This window comes from Lacrimispora xylanolytica (genome assembly GCF_026723765.1).
GTDB classification, from domain to species: Bacteria; Bacillota; Clostridia; order Lachnospirales; family Lachnospiraceae; genus Lacrimispora; species Lacrimispora xylanolytica.
In genome coordinates, this window is sequence record NZ_CP113524.1 from 372187 (window position 1) to 393384 (window position 21198).

General features: G+C 43.7%; 17 protein-coding genes and 1 riboswitch. Of the genes, 13 read left to right on the top strand and 4 right to left on the bottom strand.

From position 1 onward, the window contains the following. Positions 1-46 precede the first annotated feature (46 nt). Both OW255_RS01840 and OW255_RS01845 read left to right on the top strand, forming a co-directional pair. Positions 47-2521 (top strand): hypothetical protein, encoded by a 2475-nt coding sequence (locus OW255_RS01840; protein ID WP_268115435.1) that lies wholly within the window; start codon positions 47-49, stop codon positions 2519-2521. A 107-nt stretch (positions 2522-2628) separates the two neighbouring features. Continuing rightward, complete coding sequence (locus OW255_RS01845; protein ID WP_268115436.1) at positions 2629-3921, top strand: UDP-N-acetylglucosamine 1-carboxyvinyltransferase; 1293 nt, start codon at positions 2629-2631, stop codon at positions 3919-3921. Positions 3922-3983: 62 nt separating this feature from the next. Here OW255_RS01845 and OW255_RS01850 read toward each other — a convergent pair whose 3' ends face one another. Continuing rightward, positions 3984-4262, bottom strand: a complete 279-nt coding sequence (locus tag OW255_RS01850; RefSeq protein ID WP_268115437.1) for a hypothetical protein — start codon at positions 4260-4262, stop codon at positions 3984-3986. Positions 4263-4498: 236 nt separating this feature from the next. Here OW255_RS01850 and OW255_RS01855 point away from each other — a divergent pair, with 236 nt between their 5' ends. From OW255_RS01855 to OW255_RS01875, 5 genes are all read left to right on the top strand, one after another. Beyond that, complete coding sequence (locus OW255_RS01855; protein ID WP_268115438.1) at positions 4499-5431, top strand: nucleotidyltransferase family protein; 933 nt, start codon at positions 4499-4501, stop codon at positions 5429-5431. 106 nt (positions 5432-5537) lie between these two features. Next, a riboswitch (SAM riboswitch) is annotated at positions 5538-5664 on the top strand. An 86-nt stretch (positions 5665-5750) separates the two neighbouring features. Next, on the top strand, positions 5751-6938 hold the full coding sequence (metK, locus tag OW255_RS01860; RefSeq protein ID WP_268115439.1) for a methionine adenosyltransferase: 1188 nt from the start codon (positions 5751-5753) through the stop codon (positions 6936-6938). A 203-nt stretch (positions 6939-7141) separates the two neighbouring features. Beyond that, positions 7142-8638 carry a sensor histidine kinase gene (locus OW255_RS01865; protein WP_024837596.1) on the top strand — a complete coding sequence of 499 codons (1497 nt, stop codon included), beginning with the start codon at positions 7142-7144 and terminating at the stop codon, positions 8636-8638. Next, complete coding sequence (locus OW255_RS01870; protein ID WP_024837595.1) at positions 8635-9324, top strand: response regulator transcription factor; 690 nt, start codon at positions 8635-8637, stop codon at positions 9322-9324. The genes OW255_RS01865 and OW255_RS01870 overlap by 4 nt, the downstream gene beginning before the upstream one ends. Before the next feature lie 113 nt (positions 9325-9437). After that, the gene (locus OW255_RS01875) at positions 9438-10196 is read left to right on the top strand and encodes a DUF6062 family protein (RefSeq protein ID WP_024837594.1); all 759 of its coding nucleotides are present in this window, start codon (positions 9438-9440) and stop codon (positions 10194-10196) included. Positions 10197-10200: 4 nt separating this feature from the next. On the opposite strand, the gene OW255_RS01880 is transcribed toward OW255_RS01875, so the two are convergent. Further along, the gene (locus tag OW255_RS01880; RefSeq protein WP_024837593.1) at positions 10201-11046 is read right to left on the bottom strand and encodes an AraC family transcriptional regulator; all 846 of its coding nucleotides are present in this window, start codon (positions 11044-11046) and stop codon (positions 10201-10203) included. Between the two features lie 122 nt (positions 11047-11168). Here OW255_RS01880 and OW255_RS01885 point away from each other — a divergent pair, with 122 nt between their 5' ends. From OW255_RS01885 to OW255_RS01895, 3 genes are all read left to right on the top strand, one after another. Beyond that, a complete protein-coding gene (locus OW255_RS01885) occupies positions 11169-12188 on the top strand; it encodes a Gfo/Idh/MocA family protein (protein WP_024837592.1) in 1020 nt (339 codons plus the stop codon). A gap of 2 nt (positions 12189-12190) precedes the next feature. Beyond that, positions 12191-13345, top strand: a complete 1155-nt coding sequence (locus OW255_RS01890) for a Gfo/Idh/MocA family protein (RefSeq protein ID WP_024837591.1) — start codon at positions 12191-12193, stop codon at positions 13343-13345. Between the two features lie 72 nt (positions 13346-13417). After that, complete coding sequence (locus OW255_RS01895) at positions 13418-14266, top strand: sugar phosphate isomerase/epimerase family protein (protein ID WP_268115440.1); 849 nt, start codon at positions 13418-13420, stop codon at positions 14264-14266. 70 nt (positions 14267-14336) lie between these two features. On the opposite strand, the gene OW255_RS01900 is transcribed toward OW255_RS01895, so the two are convergent. Together OW255_RS01900 and OW255_RS01905 are read right to left on the bottom strand one after the other, a co-directional pair. After that, positions 14337-15869 (bottom strand): response regulator, encoded by a 1533-nt coding sequence (locus OW255_RS01900; protein WP_024837589.1) that lies wholly within the window; start codon positions 15867-15869, stop codon positions 14337-14339. Further along, on the bottom strand, positions 15863-17638 hold the full coding sequence (locus tag OW255_RS01905) for a cache domain-containing sensor histidine kinase (protein ID WP_024837588.1): 1776 nt from the start codon (positions 17636-17638) through the stop codon (positions 15863-15865). Before OW255_RS01905 ends, OW255_RS01900 begins: the two co-directional genes overlap by 7 nt. 211 nt (positions 17639-17849) lie before the next feature. On the opposite strand from OW255_RS01905, the gene OW255_RS01910 reads away from it, so the two are divergent. The 3 genes from OW255_RS01910 (at position 17850) to OW255_RS01920 (ending at position 21033) form a co-directional block, all read left to right on the top strand. Next, positions 17850-19202, top strand: coding sequence for an ABC transporter substrate-binding protein (locus tag OW255_RS01910; protein ID WP_024837587.1), 1353 nt, complete (start codon positions 17850-17852; stop codon positions 19200-19202). Positions 19203-19271: 69 nt separating this feature from the next. Then, entirely contained in the window at positions 19272-20183 is a 912-nt protein-coding gene (locus OW255_RS01915; RefSeq protein WP_024837586.1) for a carbohydrate ABC transporter permease, read from the top strand. 4 nt (positions 20184-20187) lie between these two features. Then, positions 20188-21033, top strand: a complete 846-nt coding sequence (locus OW255_RS01920; protein ID WP_024837585.1) for a carbohydrate ABC transporter permease — start codon at positions 20188-20190, stop codon at positions 21031-21033. Positions 21034-21198 lie beyond the last annotated feature (165 nt).

Sequence of the window (21198 nt, forward strand, 5' to 3'; positions counted from 1 at the left end):
TGTATAGAATAATAAGATAGAAAGTAAAGTCAAAGGAAGTTTTCATATGAATCGAATGATTAAGAAAATTGCGGTGTTATCTGCGGTTTTTGTAGCAGCCACCGCAGTTTATTTTGTTTGGAACCAAAAAACAACGGAAAAAAAAGATGTTATGGTCTACACCTCCATGGATGAGGCCTCTCTCCCCGTTGTTTATACCGATATGTATGGCAGAAAGATGAATCTGCTTCACGGCTACACTCAGGACATGAAGCAGACCGTTTCCAGGGAAGCCCTTACCCTTTTGCCTGCCGACCGTTCTTTAAACCTTCAGATTTCAGATTACAGCGGAAGCATCAATGGAATCAGCTATGAAGTCCGCAGTCTCGATATGGAACGGCTGGTAGAGCGGACAACCGTTGAGACCTGGAATCAGGCGGACGATGGTGTTTCTGTTTCCCTTCCAATCCAGAATCTGCTGACAAAGGACAAGGAATACCTACTCGTCCTCGACCTGGATACCTCAAGCAAAGGAAATCTCCTTTACTACACAAGGATTATGTGGACAGACAACAGCAATGCCAAGGATATGATTGATTTTGCAGTTGATTTTACCACAAAGACCTTTAATTATGAGCAGGCCAAAGAGCTTACCACCTATCTGGAAAGCAATGATACAGAGGATAACAGTTCTCTTAGCCATGTTTCCATACGTTCCAGCTTTTCCCAGCTGACCTGGGGCGGGCTTTCTGTTACTCCTGTGGGGGATATTCAGGCAACCCTTAAGGATTTAAACGGAATTATGTGCAGCGTCCAGCTAAAATACCAGGTAGCCAGAGGGGAGGGTGATTCCAGAGAACTTTATGAGGTGGAGGACAACTTCACCATGAAGTGGGACAGCCGCAGAATTTATCTCATGGATTTTAACCGGGATACCAGCCAGGTCTTTTCCGGGCAGAGAGAGCTTTTTGCCGGAAAACGGATTCTTCTTGGAATTATTGACCCGGAAGAGGTACGGACAGCAAAAAGTCCGTCAGGGAACCAGATTGCCTATGTGGTGAACCGGGACCTTTGGACCTTTGACCAGAAGGGAGAGCACGGAGTTAAGGTATTTTCCTTCCGAAGCAAAGCAGATGACCGCATTCGAAGCGGGTATGACCAGCATGATATTAAGATTCTTTCCGTGGGTGACAATGGAGATGTGAATTTCCTGGTATACGGGTACATGAACCGTGGAATCCACGAGGGAAGCATGGGAATCGCCATGTATCAGTACAGCAGTCAGAACAATGCCATTGAAGAACGTTTCTTTACTCCAATTACCTTATCCTATGAGATGCTCAAAGAGGATATGGACCAGCTGGCTCATTTAGGAAGCAATGGAATGCTTTATTTAATGGCTGACCGGTCCGTATACGGAATTGACTTAAACAGCAACGAATATATGGTCCTTGCAGATTCCCTCATGGAAGGGGGCTATGCAGTCAGCGGAACGGAACGCCATTTTGCATGGCAGGAAGGAAGCGATATCTACGGGGCAGGAGTGATTCACCTCATGAATCTTGACACTGGAATCAAACGGGAGATTGCAGGGGGAGATCATGATTTATACCGTCCCTTAGGTTTTGTCGGAGATGATTTTATCTACGGCATCGCAAATGAAGGCGACAAATGGATGGAAAACGGCAGAATTTTAGATGCCCCCATGCACCGAATCGAGATTATGGACCAGACCGGAAAGATTTTAAAGGAGTATGAGCAGGAAAATGTTTATATTTCCGATGTATCAGTGGATGAAAGCCGAATTCATTTGACTCAGGTAGCTAAGTCTTTAGACCAGTCTTATGCTGCGTCCAAGCGGGATACCATTGTCTGCAATCAGGAAATCACCAATGATGAAATAGAAGGTGTGGGCTCCGCTTCGACTCAGGACCGAAAAAAGATTTATTTTATCCAGCTTTCCAAGGACACCCAAAGCAAAGATGTAAGAATCACAGTGCCAAAGAAAGTGGCTTATGAAACAACAGAAGTGGTGGAATTAAAGGGCAATCAAAAGACCAGAGAGAACCGCTACTATGCTTATAGCGGAAGCCATTTTCTTGGAAGCAGAAGAGATTTTACGGATGCTTTAGCCCTGGCCTTTGACAGAATGGGCGTGGTAACCGATCAAAATCAGGAAATTTTATGGAACCGTGTCAATCGGCCACCCATTCGAAACATGAAGGACCCCATGAAAAATGGAGCTGTATTTTTGCAGAATCTAGAAGATTTTAACGGAGAGAGAACCAAACGGGAAGGCGTTCTTATGATCGACGCCAGAGGCTGCACCTTAAACCAGGTACTGTACTTTGTAGGTAAGGGGTGCCCGGTGGCAGCGTTTACCGGTCAGGGAGGATATCTTCTCATATCGGGCTATGACCAGTACAACGTAACTCTTTATAATCCATCCACTGGAGACAGCCAGAAGATGGGGATCAACGATGCCTCATCCTTCTTTACAGAGAAGGGAAATGACTTTGTCTGCGGACTGCTTCGAGAATAGAAAATGCGTTCTCTTTACAAATTCCCAGGATGTGTTATAATTATCAAAGGCTAATCAAGAAAACGTAAGAAATTTTTAATAGATAACGTGATAATCAGAGGTGTGAAATGGAGCAGTATATTATGAAGGGCGGAAATCCACTGGTGGGCGAAGTTACCATCGGCGGAGCAAAGAATGCCGCTTTAGGAATTCTGGCAGCAGCTATTATGACAGACGATGATGTTCTGATCGATAATTTACCCGATGTTCGGGATATAAATGTATTACTGGAAGCGATTGAAGAGATTGGTGCAAAGGTAGAACGCATCGACAGACATACCGTTCGTATCAACGGCGGAACCATTCGGGAAGTATCCGTCGATGATGAATACATTCGTAAGATCAGAGCCTCCTATTATTTTATTGGAGCTATGCTTGGCAAGTATAAAAGCGCACAGGTTCCTCTTCCAGGTGGCTGCAACATTGGAAGCCGACCGATTGATCAGCATTTAAAGGGATTCCGCGCCCTTGGAGCGGAAGTAAAGATTGAGCGTGGAGCCGTAATTGCCCATGCCATTGACCTTGTGGCAAGCCATATCTACTTAGACGTGGTAAGCGTTGGTGCAACCATTAATGTAATGATGGCGGCAACTCTTGCAGAAGGACAGACTATTTTAGAAAATGTGGCGAAAGAGCCACACGTCGTTGACGTTGCTAACTTCTTAAACAGCATGGGAGCCAACATCAAAGGCGCTGGTACTGATACCATCCGCATCCGCGGTGTGAATAAGCTTCATGGAACCGAATATTCCATTATCCCTGACCAGATCGAGGCAGGCACTTTTATGTGTGCAGCAGCGATTACCAGAGGGGATGTTATGGTGAAAAACGTAATACCAAAGCATCTGGAAGCCATTTCTGCAAAGCTCCTTGAGATGGGCTGTGAAGTGGTTGAGTTTGACGATGCAGTCCGCGTGGTTGGTAAGACCAATCAGAAGCATACAGACATTAAGACTCTTCCTTATCCTGGGTTCCCTACGGATATGCAGCCTCAGATGGCAGTCACTCTGGCTCTTGCTAATGGAACCAGTGTGGTGACAGAGAGTATCTTTGAAAACCGTTTCCGTTACGTAGATGAACTGTCCCGCATGGGTGCCAGTGTTAAGGTAGAAGGTAACGTAGCAGTTATCGACGGAGTGGGTGGCTTTAGTGGCGCATTTGTCAATGCCCCCGACCTTCGTGCCGGTGCCGCTCTTGTTATCGCAGGACTGGCGGCAGACGGATATACTGTTGTCGATGAAATCGGATTTATTCAGAGAGGCTATGAGTGCTTTGAAGAGAAACTTCAGGGACTTGGAGCCATGATTGAAAAAGTAGATTCCGAGAAGGAAGCGAAGAAGTTTAAATTAAAGGTAGGCTAAGTTGAACTTTTATACTTAGTATCAATTGGCAGGTTGGAATTCTTTAGAATTCCAACCTGCCTTTACATTTTTTTAATATGTTGAATTAACTTTTTAATAGCCTTTATTATTTTTGCACCAAAGTAAATAAAAACGTAAATAATAACAAAGTCAATGAGTAAGAGTGATAAATCAATGTTCATTGAAAGGAAAAAGGAAACCTTCATTTCATTGAAAAATATATATCTATAAGGAAAACCAAATGCTCTCTCATATTTATCATTGTATGAAAAATAGTATGGGAAAAAGATTGTTGAAATAAGCAAAAAAATAACAGATGTTTTTACATATAATTTGTTCATGATTTACTCCTTGTGGATATAATGAAGATACAAAGACTTTACTACATTATAGCAGAGTCTTTTTGTATTTACTATTTTAATAAAACATAGGGGCTTGGTTTTGATTTTTATATGTTGACAGTTACTTAGATCATATGGACACTTTATTACGTATTATGTTAAAATAGATTTTGAAATAAGAATTGTCTATCTGACCATTTAGTGCCAGACAAGGCAGATAAGCGGAGGTAAGAAAAATGAGTAAAAAACCGGTTCTGGTAATCATGGCAGCAGGTATGGGCAGTCGTTACGGAGGATTAAAGCAGATTGATCCAATCGATGAGCAAGGGAATAAGATCATTGACTTTTCCATCTACGATGCCGTGCAGGCTGGATTTGAAACGGTTGTTTTTATTATAAAAAAGGCCATAGAAAAAGAGTTTAAGGAAAATATCGGAGACAGGTTGAAAGACCATGTTAACGTAAAGTATGTCTATCAGGAGCTTGATAAGCTGCCAGAGGGGTATGGGATTCCCGAAGGCAGAGTAAAGCCCTGGGGTACGGGTCATGCCATTCTTTGCTGTCAGGATGTCATTGACGGACCCTTTGCAGTCATTAATGCAGATGATTATTACGGAAGAACTGCCTTTCAGGCAATCTATAATCAATTGACCAGAGTTTCTGACGATGAGAATAAATATCAGTATGCCATGGTAGGCTATGAGCTTTATAACACCCTGACGGAAAATGGTCATGTGGCCAGAGGTGTCTGCACGGTAAATGAGGACGGTAAACTCTTAAATATCCATGAGCGCACCCGGATTGAAAAGCATGGAGAAATTGCAGAATATACAGAAGATGACGGCAATTCCTGGACCGAGCTTTCCGAGGAAACTCTTGTCTCCATGAATTTGTGGGGATTTACAGAAAGCATCTTAAAGGAGCTATCTTCCCGTTTTATCAGCTTTCTTGACCGAGAGCTCACTCAAAATCCGGTGAAGTGTGAATATTTCCTCCCCTTTGTGGTAGATGAACTTTTAAAAGAAGGGAAGGCAGAAGTCTCTGTCTTAAAAAGCTCAGACCGCTGGTACGGTGTGACCTACAAGGAAGATAAAGAGAACGTTGTTAAGGCCATACGCCAGCTGAAACAATCAGGACTCTATCCTGACATTCTCTGGGAAGAGAAGTAATATGCAGGATAGAAATGCACTTGACAGCCGATTATGAATAAGTTAAAATATAGGTGCAATTATATAGCGCCTTACAATTGAATAACAACTGAAAAGTACGTAATATCCCTTATTCAGAGTGATGGAGATACAAAGGATCTGTGAAGTCACGGCAACCCCCGCAACATAATGGCAAAAGCCATTGTGAAACTGCTGGAAGGTGCCAACCTGAGCGAGAAATCGAGCAATAAGAGGATTTGATACAGTTTATCAAGTCCGCATTTGCTGCGGACTTTTCTTTTTGTTATTCCCCCATGTAAAATAGAGGAGGAATTACAACATGGAAAAATTATTATTTACATCCGAGTCAGTAACCGAAGGACATCCGGATAAGATGTGCGATCAGATCTCTGACGCCATTCTCGATGAGCTGTTAAGACAGGACCCTATGAGCCGGGTTGCCTGCGAGACCTGTACCACAACTGGTATTGTTATGGTCATGGGAGAGGTTACCACAAATGCGTATGTGGATATCCAGAAAATCGTACGGGAAACAGTAAAGGAAATCGGCTATGACCGCGCAAAATATGGCTTTGACTACGAGACCTGCGGTGTTATGGTAGCTCTTGACGAACAGTCCAAAGATATTGCCATGGGCGTTGACCGCGCTCTTGAGGCAAAAGAAAATAAGATGTCTGATGCAGAAATTGATGCCATCGGAGCAGGAGATCAGGGTATGATGTTCGGTTTTGCCAGCAATGAAACCGAAGAATATATGCCATATCCCATCGCACTGGCTCACAAGCTGGCTCTTCAGCTGACCAAGGTGAGAAAAGACGGAACTCTGACCTATCTTCGTCCTGACGGAAAGACACAGGTAACCGTGGAATATAGTGAAGATGGAAAGCCAATCCGTCTGGACGCCGTTGTATTATCCACACAGCATGATGAGAACGTAAGCCAGGATCAGATTCACAAAGATATTAAAAAGTATGTCTTTGATGAGATTCTTCCCGCAGAATTAGTGGACGATAACACAAAATTCTTTATTAACCCAACCGGACGTTTCGTTATCGGCGGACCTCACGGCGACAGCGGTTTAACCGGACGTAAAATCATCGTAGACACCTATGGCGGTTATGCTCGTCACGGCGGCGGTGCTTTCTCTGGGAAGGACTGCACAAAGGTAGACCGTTCCGCAGCCTACGCAGCACGTTACGTGGCTAAGAACATCGTTGCAGCAGGTCTTGCTGATAAGTGTGAAATTCAGCTTTCCTACGCCATCGGTGTGGCTCATCCGACTTCCATCATGGTAGATACCTTTGGAACCGGAAAATTAAGCAACGAAAAGCTGGTTAATATCATTCGTGAGAACTTCGATCTTCGTCCTGCTGGAATCATTAAGATGCTGGATCTTCGCCGCCCGATTTACAAGCAGACCGCTGCTTACGGACACTTTGGTAGAAACGATCTTGATCTTCCTTGGGAGAAGCTTGATAAGACGGAGCTTTTAAAGAAATATTTATAAAAACAGTAAAAAAACAGTTTGAAAACAGCCAAAAGCTGGCAACGGCTGGGGCATCAGGCAGGGTAAAACCGCCTGTTGCCCCAGCTTTTTAAATTTTAGAATTGTTTTATAAATTCTTACGGCCATGTGTGTTATAATACCATTACGTTATATAATGATTTTGTCATGTATTTCTAATAGGAAGCATAGGAGAGGCGATAAAAGTGAAATTAAAATTAAAAACCAGACTGGTGGTTGCATTTATAATTATCACGGTGATCCCCCTGACCCTTATCTTTGGCGTGGTGACTGGTCTAAACAGTTACCAGAGGAATGCTTTCCGTAAAGCATATAATCTGACGGATCAGGTAGATCTTATTTCCGGCAATACCATTCAGATTTTTAGCCGCCTGACAAGCCCCGAGGTGAAGGAGATCGGCCAGTTAATACAAAGTGACTCGGGACAGCTTGGCAACAAAGAGTATTTGGACAAGCTTAATTCAGGCCTTTCAAGAAAGTACGCCTATGTCATCGTCCGTAAAGGCGATAACTTGATATTTGACGGCAACAGCCATATTACCCAGGGCTTATACAGCCAGCTTCCCAAGTATGAGGAGATTGACAGCACATTGGACGGAGCCATGTATCTGGACGGGGAGAGCCAGCATCTGGTGAAGCAGATTGATTTTCTTTTTCCAGATGGGGGTCAGGGCAGCGTATTCATTGTATCAAACATAGACGGCCTTCTTCCTGAGATTAAGATCATGATGTGGGAGATGCTTTTTGCCGGTATTATGATTATTGTATTTACCGATGCCATTCTTATGATGTGGGTATACCGTTCTGTCATAAGTCCATTGGGACGCTTAGAGGTGGCTACCAAAAAGATTCGGGATGGAAACCTGGATTTCTCCCTGGAGATTGAAGAAGATGACGAGATTGGTCAGCTTTGCCAGGACTTTGAGGAGATGAGAATCCGTTTAAAGGAATCCGCCGAGGAAAAGGTTCAGTATGATAAGGAGAATAAGGAGCTGATCAGCAACATTTCTCATGATTTAAAAACTCCCATTACTGCTATTAAGGGGTATGTGGAAGGAATCATGGATGGGGTTGCATCCTCCCCTGAAAAGCTGGACCGTTATATCCGTACCATTTACAATAAGGCTAATGATATGGATAAGCTGATTGATGAGCTTACCTTTTATTCTAAAATTGATACCAATAAAATCCCCTATACCTTTACGAAAATCAGCGTTTCCAATTATTTCAGGGACTGCGTGGATGAAGTTGGGCTTGAGATGGAAGCCAGAAACATTGAGCTTGGTTATTTTAATTATGTGGACGAAGATGTGGTAATAATAGCAGATGCGGAACAGCTTCGCCGGGTCATTAATAATATTGTGAGCAATTCGGTAAAATATATGGATAAGAGGAATGGAATCATTAACATCCGGATTAAGGATGTAGGCGATTTTATTCAGGTGGGAATTGAAGATAACGGCAAAGGAATTTCAGCAAAGGATCTGCCGAACATTTTTGACCGGTTCTATCGTACGGATTCCTCCAGAAATTCCTCCCAGGGCGGAAGCGGAATTGGTTTGTCTATTGTGAAAAAGATTATAGAGGATCATGGCGGCAGGATTTGGGCCAGCAGCAAGGAAGGAATCGGAACTGAGATTCATTTTGTGTTAAGAAAATACCAGGAGGTCATACAGGAATGAGCAGAATACTGATTGTGGAAGACGAGATAAGCATTGCAGAGCTTGAGAAGGATTATCTGGAGCTAAGCGGCTTTGAGGTAGAGATTGAAAATAACGGCACGGAAGGATTATCCCAGGCACTTCACGAGGATTTTGACTTGCTAATACTGGATCTGATGCTCCCTGGGGTAGATGGCTTTGAAATCTGCAGAAAGGTGAGAGAGGTTAAAAATACCCCCATCATTATGGTATCTGCAAAGAAGGAAGATATTGACAAGATCCGTGGTCTTGGACTGGGAGCCGATGATTATATCACAAAGCCCTTTAGTCCCAGCGAGATGGTTGCCCGCGTAAAGGCCCACTTAGCCCGTTACGAGCGCTTGATTGGAAGCGGAACACCGGATAATGAGATTATCGAGATCCGTGGCCTTAAGGTCGATAAGACGGCTAGAAGAGTCTGGATCAATGGGGAAGAAAAGAATTTTACGACTAAGGAATTCGATCTTCTCACATTCCTGGCTCAAAATCCCAATCATGTATTTACAAAAGAGGAATTGTTTAATAAAATATGGGATATGGAATCCATTGGAGATATTGCCACGGTAACCGTCCATATTAAAAAGATCAGAGAAAAAATCGAATTTAATACGGCAAAACCTCAGTATATCGAGACAATCTGGGGCGTAGGCTATCGGTTTAAGGTCTAAGGTCTGTCTGGGCGATGAACAACTACCCGGCTGTGCGAAGGAAGAATCCTGGCACAGCCGGGTTTTATGTCATAGGAGAATATGTCACAGGAGATAGGAAAGGAAAGGCAGCGATGAAGGAAAAACTATATGAAATACCGTTAAATGATGCCATGGATGCGGGAGAAGAATGCCCTTTTTGCTTCTTAGAGAGAAAGGCAGAGCAGGAATTAATGGATTTTGTTCTTGGTTCCTGCGCATCCTACATGGAAAGTGATACCAGAGCAGCCACGGATCAGGAAGGCTTTTGCCGTACCCATCAAAAAAAGATGTTTGATTACGGGAATGCTCTTGGGAACGGCTGGATTCTTAAGACCTATTATAAAAAGCTGTTAAAGGAGATGAAGGAGGAATTTAATCATTTTGCTCCACAGAAAATCTCCTTAAAGGATCGGTTGATGAAAAAGGCAGGGAATGAAAATTCCATACGTGAGTGGGTCACATCAAAAGAAAAGACCTGCTATATCTGTGACCGATTTTCCAAACGCTACGAACGGTATGTGGCAACCTTTTTCCATCTTTATAAGAATGATTCTGCCTTTCGGGAAAAGCTGACAAATAGCAAGGGGTTCTGCTTTCATCACTTTGGGGATTTATGCAGCGGAGCCGATCAGTACCTAGGTGACGGGGAACGGAAAGCATTTTACTCTGTCCTTTTTCAGCTGATGGAAGAAAATATGGAACGGATGTCTGGAGACATTGACTGGTTCATAGAGAAATATGATTATTTAAACCGGGATGCAGACTGGAAGCAGTCAAAGGATGCCGTGCAGCGGGGAATGCAAAAAATCCGGGGCGGATATCCGGCCGACCCGGTCTATAAGATGAAATAGCTCCTTACTGGTTCAGCCGTTTGAACTGTCCCGGCGTGCAGCCAGTGGTTTGGCGGAAGGTACGGATAAAGTTGGAATAATCATGAAAGCCGGATAGATAGCAGGCTTCGGAAACGGTGTGGCCCTTTAGCAAAAGCTCCTTTGCCAGGGCTACCCGTTTTACAACAATGTACTGGAAGATGCTGCTTTCTGTTTCCGATTTGAATAAGTGGCTTAAATAATACTTATCAAGAGCCAGGGCATGGGAAATAGAATCCAGTGTCATGGGAGTTGTTAAGTTCTCATCAATATAGTTCATAATGGCCTGGGCCTTATGAGGTCTTGGAGAGGTATTTTTAGAACCGGTCTTTTTATATGCTTTGTTAATTAAAACCAATATTTGGAGCAAGGTCGTAATCTCTGTTAAATCGCTGCCGTAAGAGCCGCGATTTTTTATTGCCTTTTTTAAGGTCTCTGCCATGGAAATCATGGATTGATAATCTTCCTTTGGCAGAAGAATTAAATTGTTTACTCCCGGCTCCCGATGGAAACAATCAAGGAGATTGGTATTGGGAGTAGAGTAAGGACGGATAAAGGCAGGATTCACGTGAATCACAAGGCGGGTAAAGGGCACGTTGCTGGAATTGATGGCTTTGTGTATTTCCCGGTTGGAGAAAAGGATTAAATTGCCCGGACTCATATCATAGCAGGCATTTTCCACAAAATACTGGATATGTCCGTCTAAAAGAAGATAGATTTCATGGCTGTTATGCATATGAAAATCCACATTTCCTGCGGCATGGCTGGTGGTAAAGTCGCAGCTGAAGGGTTCTGAAAATTCACTGTAATGATAAAGATTTTCCTTTTTCATGGGAGCCTCCTTAAAAAGACAATCTACGCATGTTTCTAGTCAATCTACGCAAACAAATTGCGTTAAAGAAAGTATATAATAAATCTATCATAGAAACAGCAAAAAGAAAAGGGGATGGAATTATGGTTCGGGTTGGTATCGTTGGGTGCGGTAGCATTGGAAGGGTTCATGCCATGAGCCTAAATGGACTTTCGGGGGTCAGTCTTTGTGCGTTTGCAGATATCCATAAGGAACGGGCGGAGGAATATTCAAAGGAATATACCGGTGGTGAGGGAAGAGCTTATGAATCTTTGGAAGAGATGCTTCAAAAGGAGGATTTAGAGGCGGTCCACATCTGTACGCCTCATTTCTGCCACACGGACTTGGCAGTGGAAGGATTAGAGAAGGGGATTTCCGTATTTATGGAGAAACCGCCAGCCATCACCAGAGAGCAGTTTGTCAGGCTTTCAAAGGCGGAACAATCAAGCAAGGGAAGACTTGGCATCTGCTTTCAGAACCGCTATAACGAGACTACAAAAGAGGTCAGCCGTATCTTAAAGGAGGAGATTCTGGGAAAGGTAAAGGGGGGAAGAGCCTTTGTTACCTGGAACCGGGGGCAGTCCTATTATACGGAAAGCGAATGGCGGGGAAGCCTCCAGACGGAGGGGGGTGGAGCTTTAATGAACCAGTCCATTCATACCCTGGATCTTTTGCTGCACTGGCTTGGAAGGCCTGTAAGGACGGAGGCAACCATCAGAAACCACCATTTGAAATGTGTGATAGAGGTGGAGGATATGGTAGAGGCGTATATGGAGTTTACGAAAGGGGATGACCCGGTTCGTGCAACATTTTACGCGACAACCGCTTTTGGATACGATGCTCCTGTTTTTATTGAACTGGTATGTGAAAAGGGAGTAATCAGGCTGGAAGGTGGTTCCGTCTGGTACAGGACCTGGGAAGACGAAGAGCCGGTTTATTTTCAGGCAGCAAAGGGGCTGGCTCCGGGAAAGGAATACTGGGGCAGAGGACATGAAGCCTGCATCAGGGACTTTTATCACTGCTTACTGACGAAAGAAGCTTATGGCAATGACCTTTCCTCTGTGGAAAACACATTCTTTACAGTAATGGATATTTATGATTCAGCAAGAAATAAGGAGAGATGACGATGGAACAGGTGAGACTTGGAATTATTGGAATTGGAAATATGGGGTCAGGACATGTAAAGAACATATTGGAAGCGGAGCTTTCTCAGCTGACAATCACTGCAGTGGCAGACAGACAGGAGAGCCGGAGGACCTGGGCGAAAGAACATCTGCCGGAATCCGTGGCAATCTTTGAGGAAGGAACCGAATTAATTGATTCCGGAACCTGCGATGCAGTACTGATTGTAGTTCCTCATTATCAGCATCCGGAGCTTACAATATATGCCTTAAATCATGGTCTTCATGTACTTTGTGAAAAGCCAGCCGGTGTTTACACCAAGCAGGTACGGGAGATGAATGAGGCGGCAAAAAAGAGTGACCGGGTGTTTGCCATGATGTTCAATCAGAGAACCAACAGCATCTACCGGAAGATGCATGAGCTGGTAACCGGAGGAGAGCTTGGGGCCATTAAGAGAGTGAATTGGATCGTAACCGACTGGTACCGCACCCAGTCCTATTACGATTCCGGAAGCTGGAGAGCTACGTGGGATGGGGAAGGCGGCGGAGTTTTACTGAATCAGTGCCCCCACAATATGGACTTAATCCAGTGGATTTGTGGAATGCCAAGCAAGGTAAGGGCTTTCTGCCACAATGGAAAATGGCATGACATTGAAGTGGAAGACGATGTGACCGCCTATATGGAATATCCCAATGGAGCAACCGGCGTTTTTGTTACCACCACAGCAGACGCCCCTGGGACCAACCGATTTGAAGTCACCCTGGAGATGGGCAAGCTGGTATGCGAAGATAACAAGCTGACACTTTATAAGCTGTCAGAGAATGAGCGTACCTTCTGTAAAACAGCAAAAGGCGGCTTTGATACTCCGGAATGCACCATAACCGAGGTGGAAACAGATGGACTCAATGAGCAGCATATGGGAGTTATTAAGGCATTTGCCAATCGGATTCTTCATGGGACTCCTCTTGTGGCAGACGGTGTGGAGGGTATCAACGGACTGACCTTATCAAATGCTATGCATTTATCCAGCTGGCAGGAGAAAGACATTGAACTTCCATTTGATGAAGACCTCTTCTTAGAGGAGCTTACGAAGCGCCGTATGGCATCTAAGAAAAAGGAAGGCACAGGAGTGGTGTTCAGCACAGAGGGAAGTTATTAATATTATACAAACTAATTCGAAAAAATATAATTATGAAACAATTGATGCAACAATGAAAAAGGAGAAACGATAATGTGGGAAGGAATTCAGTTATCCGGGTTTGCGGATGAAATTGATACGAATTTAGGCAAGCAGATTGAGGTGTTAAAAAAACTTCAAATGAATCATGTGGAGATGCGCGGAGTAAACGGAAAAGGTCTGGTGGATTACTCCATAAATGAAGCAAGGGAAATTAAAAAGCAGTTAGACGAGTCTGGAATCCAGTTATCTTCCGTAGGTTCTCCTATTGGAAAGATTAAGATTACCGATGATTTTGCACCTCACATGGAGCTTTATAAGCATACCGTGGAGATTGCACATGAGATGGAGACGCCCTATATCCGTATGTTCAGCTTCTTCATGCCGGAACATGAAAGCTATGATCCTTATCATGGAAAAGTCATGGACCAGTTAGGTCAGTTTGTGGATTATGCCAAGGCAAGTAATATCATTCTTCTTCATGAAAATGAAAAGGATATCTATGGTGATGTGGCAGACCGCTGCCTGGAGCTGATGAAGGAATTTTATGGGGAACATTTTAAGGCTGTGTTTGATTTTGCAAACTTTGTCCAGTGTAAGCAGGATACACTCTCTGCTTATGAGATGTTAAAGCCATACATTGCTTACATTCACATCAAGGATGCTCTTTGGTCTGATGGCAGCGTAGTTCCGGCAGGTCATGGAGATGGAAATGTGGAAAAGATTCTTAAGATGTTAAAGGACAGTGGATATCAGGGATTTTTATCTCTGGAGCCTCATCTGGCTGACTTTGCAGGCTTTAGCTCCCTGGAGCAGAGTGCAGGAGAGAAGAAAAAGCTGAGTGGGGAAGAGGCATTTACCATTGCCTGTGAAGCACTTCGTAAGATTCTTGAGAGAATTTAGTAAATGGAATCATAATAAATACCATAAAGGATGCCCTGACAGCAGTCGAAACGACTGGTCAGGGCATCTTTTATTTTTCCCCTCCATTTAAGCGTTTCACATAGGCACTGGGCGTCATGCCAGTATGCTTTTTGAAAATCTGGCTGAAATATTGGGGATTATTCCCACAGCCCACCTGTTCCGCCACCCATTGAATCTGTTCTGCATTCCCTTCTGTTAACAGCTGCTTTGCCTTTTGAATGCGAATCGTTGCTAAGTAGTTGGAGAATTTCTGCTTTGTTTCCTTGATAAAACGGGCACTGACATAATCCACATTCATGAAAAGATAATTTTCTGCAATCCACTTTAAGGTCAGATTAGGGTTACTTAAGTTATTTTCTACACATTGCTTGACTTTTTCGATGAACGGACTGCAGCACTGGGGATTTTCATGGGGCTGTTCCATAATGTGCAGAATTTTCTCTATGAGCATGTTTTTTAGGACCTCTATATGTGTCTGTTCGTTTAAGGTCATTAAATATTCTGTAGCTTCCAAAGTGGAATAATACCGATTTCCTGTTGTGAATTTAATGACCATTCGGGAGGCTGTCTGCTTTAGAAAATCCAGGTTTCCGATATTTTTAATGGTATTCAAAAGCTCCTCTAAGGAGGCATTGCCAGAATCTGAGTCTTCTGACTGCATCAGGGAGGTAGTAAGCTGTTCAATCTTTGAAATCAGGTTCTTGTAGTTACAGATGGGAACGGGCTGCAGGCCATTCATGAAATATATCATTCCGTACCTCTCGATTTTACCGGTGAGAGTCTCAATTAAGCCAGAAAGACTGGCATAAGTCGCTCTTACATAGGAAAGCTCTGTGAAAGCCTTATGGGGAGACAGTGACATCATAAAGGCATCCAGCTTATCATAGGAAACCTGATGGCTTTCAAAAAACAGGATCAGGGTGTTCTTCACATAAATGCTGTAAACCGTAATTCCTGGCGCGTGCTCCATCATGTAGAAGGAAACCTGATTGAGAACTGATGTTAGATGTTCCTCCTCCAGATAATGAAGATAACACATCTCATACCCGGTATTAAAAAAATCCATGAAGCCGGAATAGGAATCCCAGGCCCGCTCCGGTGATTCCTGAAGAAAAATCCGCTCGTTGATGATATTTGCCAGTACGCTGTAATGAAGATTGTGGGTCAGGGCCTTCTGCCTCTCCTTTAAATCCTGGAACGCCCGGCGGTGATAGTATTCCTTTACCACATCCTTCATGCTTTCTATGATCTGTCCCTCGTTGCAGGGTTTTAGAAGATAATGGTGGACCCGGAATTTCATGGCCTGCTTGGCATACTTAAATTCTCCAAAGCCGGAGAGAATAATAAACTGGGTGCCAAGGTCTGTCTGTGAGATTCTTTCCACCAGCTCAAGGCCCGATAAACCTGGCATTCTAATGTCGGTGAGCACAATATCTGGAGTCTCATCAAGAATCATGTTATAAGCCTCGATCCCGTCGCTGCAGGTACCGATTAACTCAATTCCAAGACTGTTCCAGTCGATGAGGGAAGAAATGGATTCCCGGATCATTCGCTCATCGTCGGCAATCATTAACTTTAGCATGATATCTCTCCTTTCTGGCAGCCATCTTCCTCCTGATCACTTGACAGGGGAAAGGAAAGCTTTGCAACGGCTTGTTCCTTTTCATTATATAGGGAAAGGCTTCCGGCAGAGCCGTAGGTCAGTTTCATGCGCTCCTGGATGTTAAGAAGCCCTATTCCAAAGCCATGGGGGGTAATCTGATGGTATCTTAGCTTTTCTAACAGGTTGTCTTCAAACTGGGAGCCGTTGTTCATGACAGAAACGGATAGGACTCCGTCCGTAATGGCTGCAATAATCCGAATCTGACAGCCTTCCGTATTTTCTTCCAGACCGTAACGGATTGCATTTTCAACCAGGGGCTGAAGGGTGAGCTTTAAGACACTTAAGTCAAGAAGCTCTGGAGGCACCATCACCTGGTATTCCAGACGGTCCTCATACCGGTACTTTTGAATGGTCATATAGCACTGGACCATCTCAAGCTCCCTGCGTAAGGTCACCTGCTTGCTTTTTTGGTCCAGGGTGATCCTTAGAAGGGTTCCAAGGGCTTCCGCCATGGAAGAGATATCCCTGGCCCCAAGAGCCTTTGCCCTCCAGTTAATGGACTCTAAGGTATTGTATAAAAAGTGGGGATTCATCTGGTTTTCCAGGGCTTTAAGCTGAGCTTCTTTTTTAAGTATCTCATTAAGATAATTGGTCCTGATAAGCTCATTGACAGCTAAGACCATCTGGTCAAAGCGGGTATGTAAGATTCCTACCTCATCAAAACGTTCCTTGTAATCGTAGCGTATGGTAAGCTGCTGGTTCTGCCCGTCTGCCAGATTGTTCATTTTAAGAAGAAGGATATTAAAGTGTCTTGTAATGGAATCAATGAGGGCTGAGGACAATGCCATGGCCAGAGCCATGGCTCCAATGGTTATGACAATGCAGAGATAGAAGCTTACCTGGAGGGATTCCACAATATCGTTATAGGGAATCATACACACAAAATCCCAACCAAGATCTGGTACGCTTCGTTTTACATAGAAATAATTGTTTGATTCTAAATTGACCCGCCCATATCTGGAATCAAAGCCTTGAAGCAGAGCCTGATCTGACGGAAGGGCGGAAGAATTGTAGATAAAATGTCCGTTCTGATATAGAATATAGACCGCCTTTTCATTGAGTCTGCTGGAGCTGGTAAAGGAGTTCATCAGCTGATTGATATCAATGTTCACAATGAGATTTCCAATGGAATCCAGCTTTAAAAACTGGGACCGCCTGATATTCTTTACCATAAAAAGACCGTATTCCTGGCTGTAATCCGTGACCCATAAGGTCTTTCCTTTTCCTTCCTCAGCTCGTTTGATTAAATCATTCTTTATCTCACTTGGAAGCTTTTCCTTCGTCATGATATGGGTATGAACGGATATATTTCCCTGATAAAGGCTCATGTAATTGATGTTGTTCTTACGGAAATTAAAGTAGTACTCATTTAAGGTAGTATAAAGGGTCTTGTAAGCAATGGTCCGGTCCTGGGTCTGAGAGGAATCCTTATAGACCCCAAGGCTTTTTTGCATGGAATTGTCGGCCAGCAGCATATCTGCCATGGTGCGGATATTTTCCAGCCGGTTGTTTAACTCCTGGGCAGAAAAGGAGAGAGTGGTGGCCACCGTCTGGTGAAGTACCTTTTGATGGGCCTGGGAGGAGATACGGAGGCTTAGGTAGGATGTAAAGGCTAAGAGCAGGATGCTTAAGAATACGATGGACTGAATCTTCTTTTTTAAGGATAAATTGCGGAGAAAGGATTTCATGGTGTACTCCTCTTGTTCCGGTTTTATAGTAACTTGTAACCAAATTATATACAAAATATGAAATAAATACAATTAATAAGTTGTGAAAATATACATTTTAAACAAATAACTCGGTTTTTTCCACTTCTAACTCGGTTTTGCACATTTACCGTCCCAGATGCAAAACGTATAATGAAATTACCTAAGATGAGTTAACAAGGAGGAAGGTATTATGAAGAAAAAAATGGCATTGCTCATGACAGGTCTTCTGGCAGCAGCAGCTCTGGCCGGCTGTGGGGGAAGCAAGACTTCCGCAACAACCGCGGCTCCTGAGACCACCAAGGAAACAGAGACTACCACAGCAGCGGCTAAGCAGGATGGGGGAAAGCTTACCATGAGCTGGTGGGGAAATCAGGTTCGTAATGAAAGGACCCAGGCAGCACTTGATCTGTACGCGGAGCAGAATCCGGGAATCACCATTGAGGGACAGTTCTCTGAATGGTCCGATTACTGGAACAAGCTTGCCACATCAGCAGCCGGCCAGTCCATTCCGGACATCGTCCAGATGGATTATATGTACATTGACCAGTATGTGAAAAATGATCTGCTGGTAGACTTAAAGCCATACATAGACGATAAGACACTCGATGTGTCAAATATCTCAGAGAATACCATGGCTTCCGGTACGGTAGAGGGAGGGGTATATGCCATCTGCGCAGGCATCAATTCACCGGCTATGATGTACAACAAGACACTTCTTGACCAGAACGGAATTACCGTAAAGGATTATTTAACCATTGACGAGTTTGAGGACCTTTGCCGTCAGGTATACGAAAAGACCGGCTATAAGACCTCCATTGTTTACGGAACTGCCCAGACTTATCTGGATTACTTTATGAGAGCCTATGATGTTGTGCTGTTTGGAGACAAAAAGATGGGTGGTACAAAGGAAGATTACATCCCATTCTTTGAGATGTATACCAGGGGATTAAAAGAGGGCTGGCTCATCGATCCAGGCGTATTTGCTGAAATCTCCGTGGGCTCCGTAGAGCAGGACCCAATGGTTTATGGCTCCAGCCCGGAAACCATGTCCTGGTGTGCTTTTGCAAACTCCAATCAGCTGACTGCCATTCAAAAGGCAGCACCAGAAGGCGTGACTGTTGGTATGACTACATGGCCGTCTCCTGATCCAAAGAAATCCGGTTACTTAAAATCCAGCCAGTTCTTTTCCATTGGCTCCCATACAAAGAACGCAGAGGAGGCGGTTAAAGTCCTTAACTTCCTTATCAATTCAAGTGATGCTAATAACATTTTGTTAGGCGAGCGCGGAGTTCCGGCTTCCAGCAAAATTGCAGAAGAGCTTTCTCCTAAGATGGATGAGATCAATCAGGAAATCATTCGTTATATCAATGATGTAGTAACTCCTAACAGTTCTCCGATCAACCCACCACAGCCTGATGGAGCAAGTGAGGTATTCAACCTATTAAATCAGGTACAGGAGCAGTTATGCTACGGTGCTTATGACGCTGCTACCGCTGCAGAAGAATTCTACAACGGTGCCAATAAGATCATGAGCCAGAAATAAATGGATTGGGGCAGAGAAGGCTCTGCCCCTTTTTGTGGAATCTTTTCTTTGTGAACGGAGGGGACGTATATGAACGATAGGAAAAGAGAGAGTTTCAGACATTTTATGAATAAAGAAAGCACGGCAGGTTTCGTATTCAGCCTTCCGTTTACCATTGGATTTTTGCTTTTTATGGTAGTGCCCATGGGGCTTTCCTTATATTATTCCTTTTGTGATTACAATATATTGGCGCCGCCTGTTTTTACCGGGGCCAAGAATTATATAAAGATGTTTACGGATGATGCGGTGTTTTTAAAGACCATCGGGGTCACCTTTTATTTTGCACTTGTATCCGTGCCTTTGAGGCTGATATTTGCATTGATTGTTGCCTTAATCTTATACAGGACCACTAGGATTACCGGGTTTTACCGGGCAGCTTATTATCTGCCTTCTATCATTGGAGGTTCTGTAGCTGTGGCCATTCTCTGGAAGCGTATGTTTGCCACCGATGGCGTGGTAAACCAGTTATTAAGGCTCGCTGGTGTCAATTCCAGCTTTCCATGGCTGGGAAACGTAAATACTGCTATCTGGACTCTGATTATCCTGGCTGTGTGGCAGTTTGGCTCATCCATGCTTATCTTTTTATCTTCCTTAAAGCAGATTCCTGTGACACTTTATGAGGCCGCCAGAGTGGACGGAGCCAATAAGGTTTCGCAGTTTTTTAAGATTACTCTGCCTCTATTGACTCCTACGATATTTTTTAATCTGGTCATGCAGATGATTAACGGGTTCCTTGCCTTTACCCAGTGCTTTATCATCACTCAGGGAAAACCCTTAAACTCCACCTTATTCTATACCGTTTATATGTATCAGCAGTCCTTTGAATTTTATAACACAGGCTATGGTGCGGCACTGGCATGGGTCATGCTGGCGATTATTGGTTTTATCACCATGATTTTGTTTGCCACCAAGAGATTCTGGGTTTATACGGAAGGAGTGTGACACCATGAGAACAAAGAAACGAATGGGTGAGATTGTGTATCATATCCTGGTGTGCGGATTTGGACTCATCATGGTCTACCCTTTAATCTGGATGATTATGAGCTCGTTTAAGGAAACAAGCACTATATTTACCACAGCCGGGCAGCTGATACCGAAAAAGTTCGTCCTGACAAACTATGCTACTGGCTGGAAGGGGTTTGCAAAAACAGGCTTTGTGGTATTTTTCCGCAATTCCTTTTTCATTGCAGTGGTAGCGACACTTGGAACTGTATTTTCTTCTTCCTTTGTTGCCTATGGTCTGGCGCGGTGTAAATTCTTTGGAAGAAAATTTCTCTTTGTAGCCATGCTCTTATCCATGATGCTTCCGGCTCAGGTTCTTATGATTCCACAGTATTTATGGTACCAGAAGCTTGGCTGGGTGGGAAGCTATCTTCCCCTCATCGTTCCTTACTACTTTGCCATTCAGGGCTTTTTTATTTACCTGATGATTAACTTTATTGATGGTATTCCAAGAGAGCTTGACGAGGCGGCTAAGATTGACGGCTGCTCTTATTACAGCATCTATGCCAGAATCATACTTCCATTAATAACACCGGCACTGATTACAGCCAGTATCTTTTCTTTTATGTGGCGCTGGGATGATTTTCTTTCTGCCCTGCTCTACATCAATGAATCAGCAAGATATCCCGTCAGTCTTGCATTAAAGCTATTTAGTGATCCAGGTTCTTCCTCCGATTATGGTGCCATGTTTGCCATGGCTACCTTATCCATTCTTCCGGCGGTCATTATATTTATCTGCCTTCAGAAGTATCTGGTGGAGGGGATAAGCACCTCTGGGCTTAAAGGTTAAAAAACGGCAGAGGGCTTATAAAAAACAGCTTTTTTATAAGTCCCTGCCGTTTATTTTGGTTTTCAGCTTTTCTTCTTCGGATAGAATTGATATAATTGGGCCAATTTAAAATATATTTACACTTTTAGAAAAAGACAGCACGTCACAGCTACGTTTGCGGGATTG

Bases quoted from the DNA above. Each gene is read 5' to 3' on its own strand.
- OW255_RS01840 (WP_268115435.1), top strand. From the start codon at position 47: ATGAATCGAATGATTAAGAAAATTGCGGTGTTATCTGCGGTTTTTGTA.
- OW255_RS01845 (WP_268115436.1), top strand. From the start codon at position 2,629: ATGGAGCAGTATATTATGAAGGGCGGAAATCCACTGGTGGGCGAAGTT.
- OW255_RS01850 (WP_268115437.1), bottom strand. From the start codon at position 4,262: ATGAACAAATTATATGTAAAAACATCTGTTATTTTTTTGCTTATTTCA.
- OW255_RS01855 (WP_268115438.1), top strand. From the start codon at position 4,499: ATGAGTAAAAAACCGGTTCTGGTAATCATGGCAGCAGGTATGGGCAGT.
- metK (WP_268115439.1), top strand. From the start codon at position 5,751: ATGGAAAAATTATTATTTACATCCGAGTCAGTAACCGAAGGACATCCG.
- OW255_RS01870 (WP_024837595.1), top strand. From the start codon at position 8,635: ATGAGCAGAATACTGATTGTGGAAGACGAGATAAGCATTGCAGAGCTT.
- OW255_RS01875 (WP_024837594.1), top strand. From the start codon at position 9,438: ATGAAGGAAAAACTATATGAAATACCGTTAAATGATGCCATGGATGCG.
- OW255_RS01880 (WP_024837593.1), bottom strand. From the start codon at position 11,046: ATGAAAAAGGAAAATCTTTATCATTACAGTGAATTTTCAGAACCCTTC.
- OW255_RS01885 (WP_024837592.1), top strand. From the start codon at position 11,169: ATGGTTCGGGTTGGTATCGTTGGGTGCGGTAGCATTGGAAGGGTTCAT.
- OW255_RS01890 (WP_024837591.1), top strand. From the start codon at position 12,191: ATGGAACAGGTGAGACTTGGAATTATTGGAATTGGAAATATGGGGTCA.
- OW255_RS01895 (WP_268115440.1), top strand. From the start codon at position 13,418: ATGTGGGAAGGAATTCAGTTATCCGGGTTTGCGGATGAAATTGATACG.
- OW255_RS01900 (WP_024837589.1), bottom strand. From the start codon at position 15,869: ATGCTAAAGTTAATGATTGCCGACGATGAGCGAATGATCCGGGAATCC.
- OW255_RS01905 (WP_024837588.1), bottom strand. From the start codon at position 17,638: ATGAAATCCTTTCTCCGCAATTTATCCTTAAAAAAGAAGATTCAGTCC.
- OW255_RS01910 (WP_024837587.1), top strand. From the start codon at position 17,850: ATGAAGAAAAAAATGGCATTGCTCATGACAGGTCTTCTGGCAGCAGCA.
- OW255_RS01915 (WP_024837586.1), top strand. From the start codon at position 19,272: ATGAACGATAGGAAAAGAGAGAGTTTCAGACATTTTATGAATAAAGAA.
- OW255_RS01920 (WP_024837585.1), top strand. From the start codon at position 20,188: ATGAGAACAAAGAAACGAATGGGTGAGATTGTGTATCATATCCTGGTG.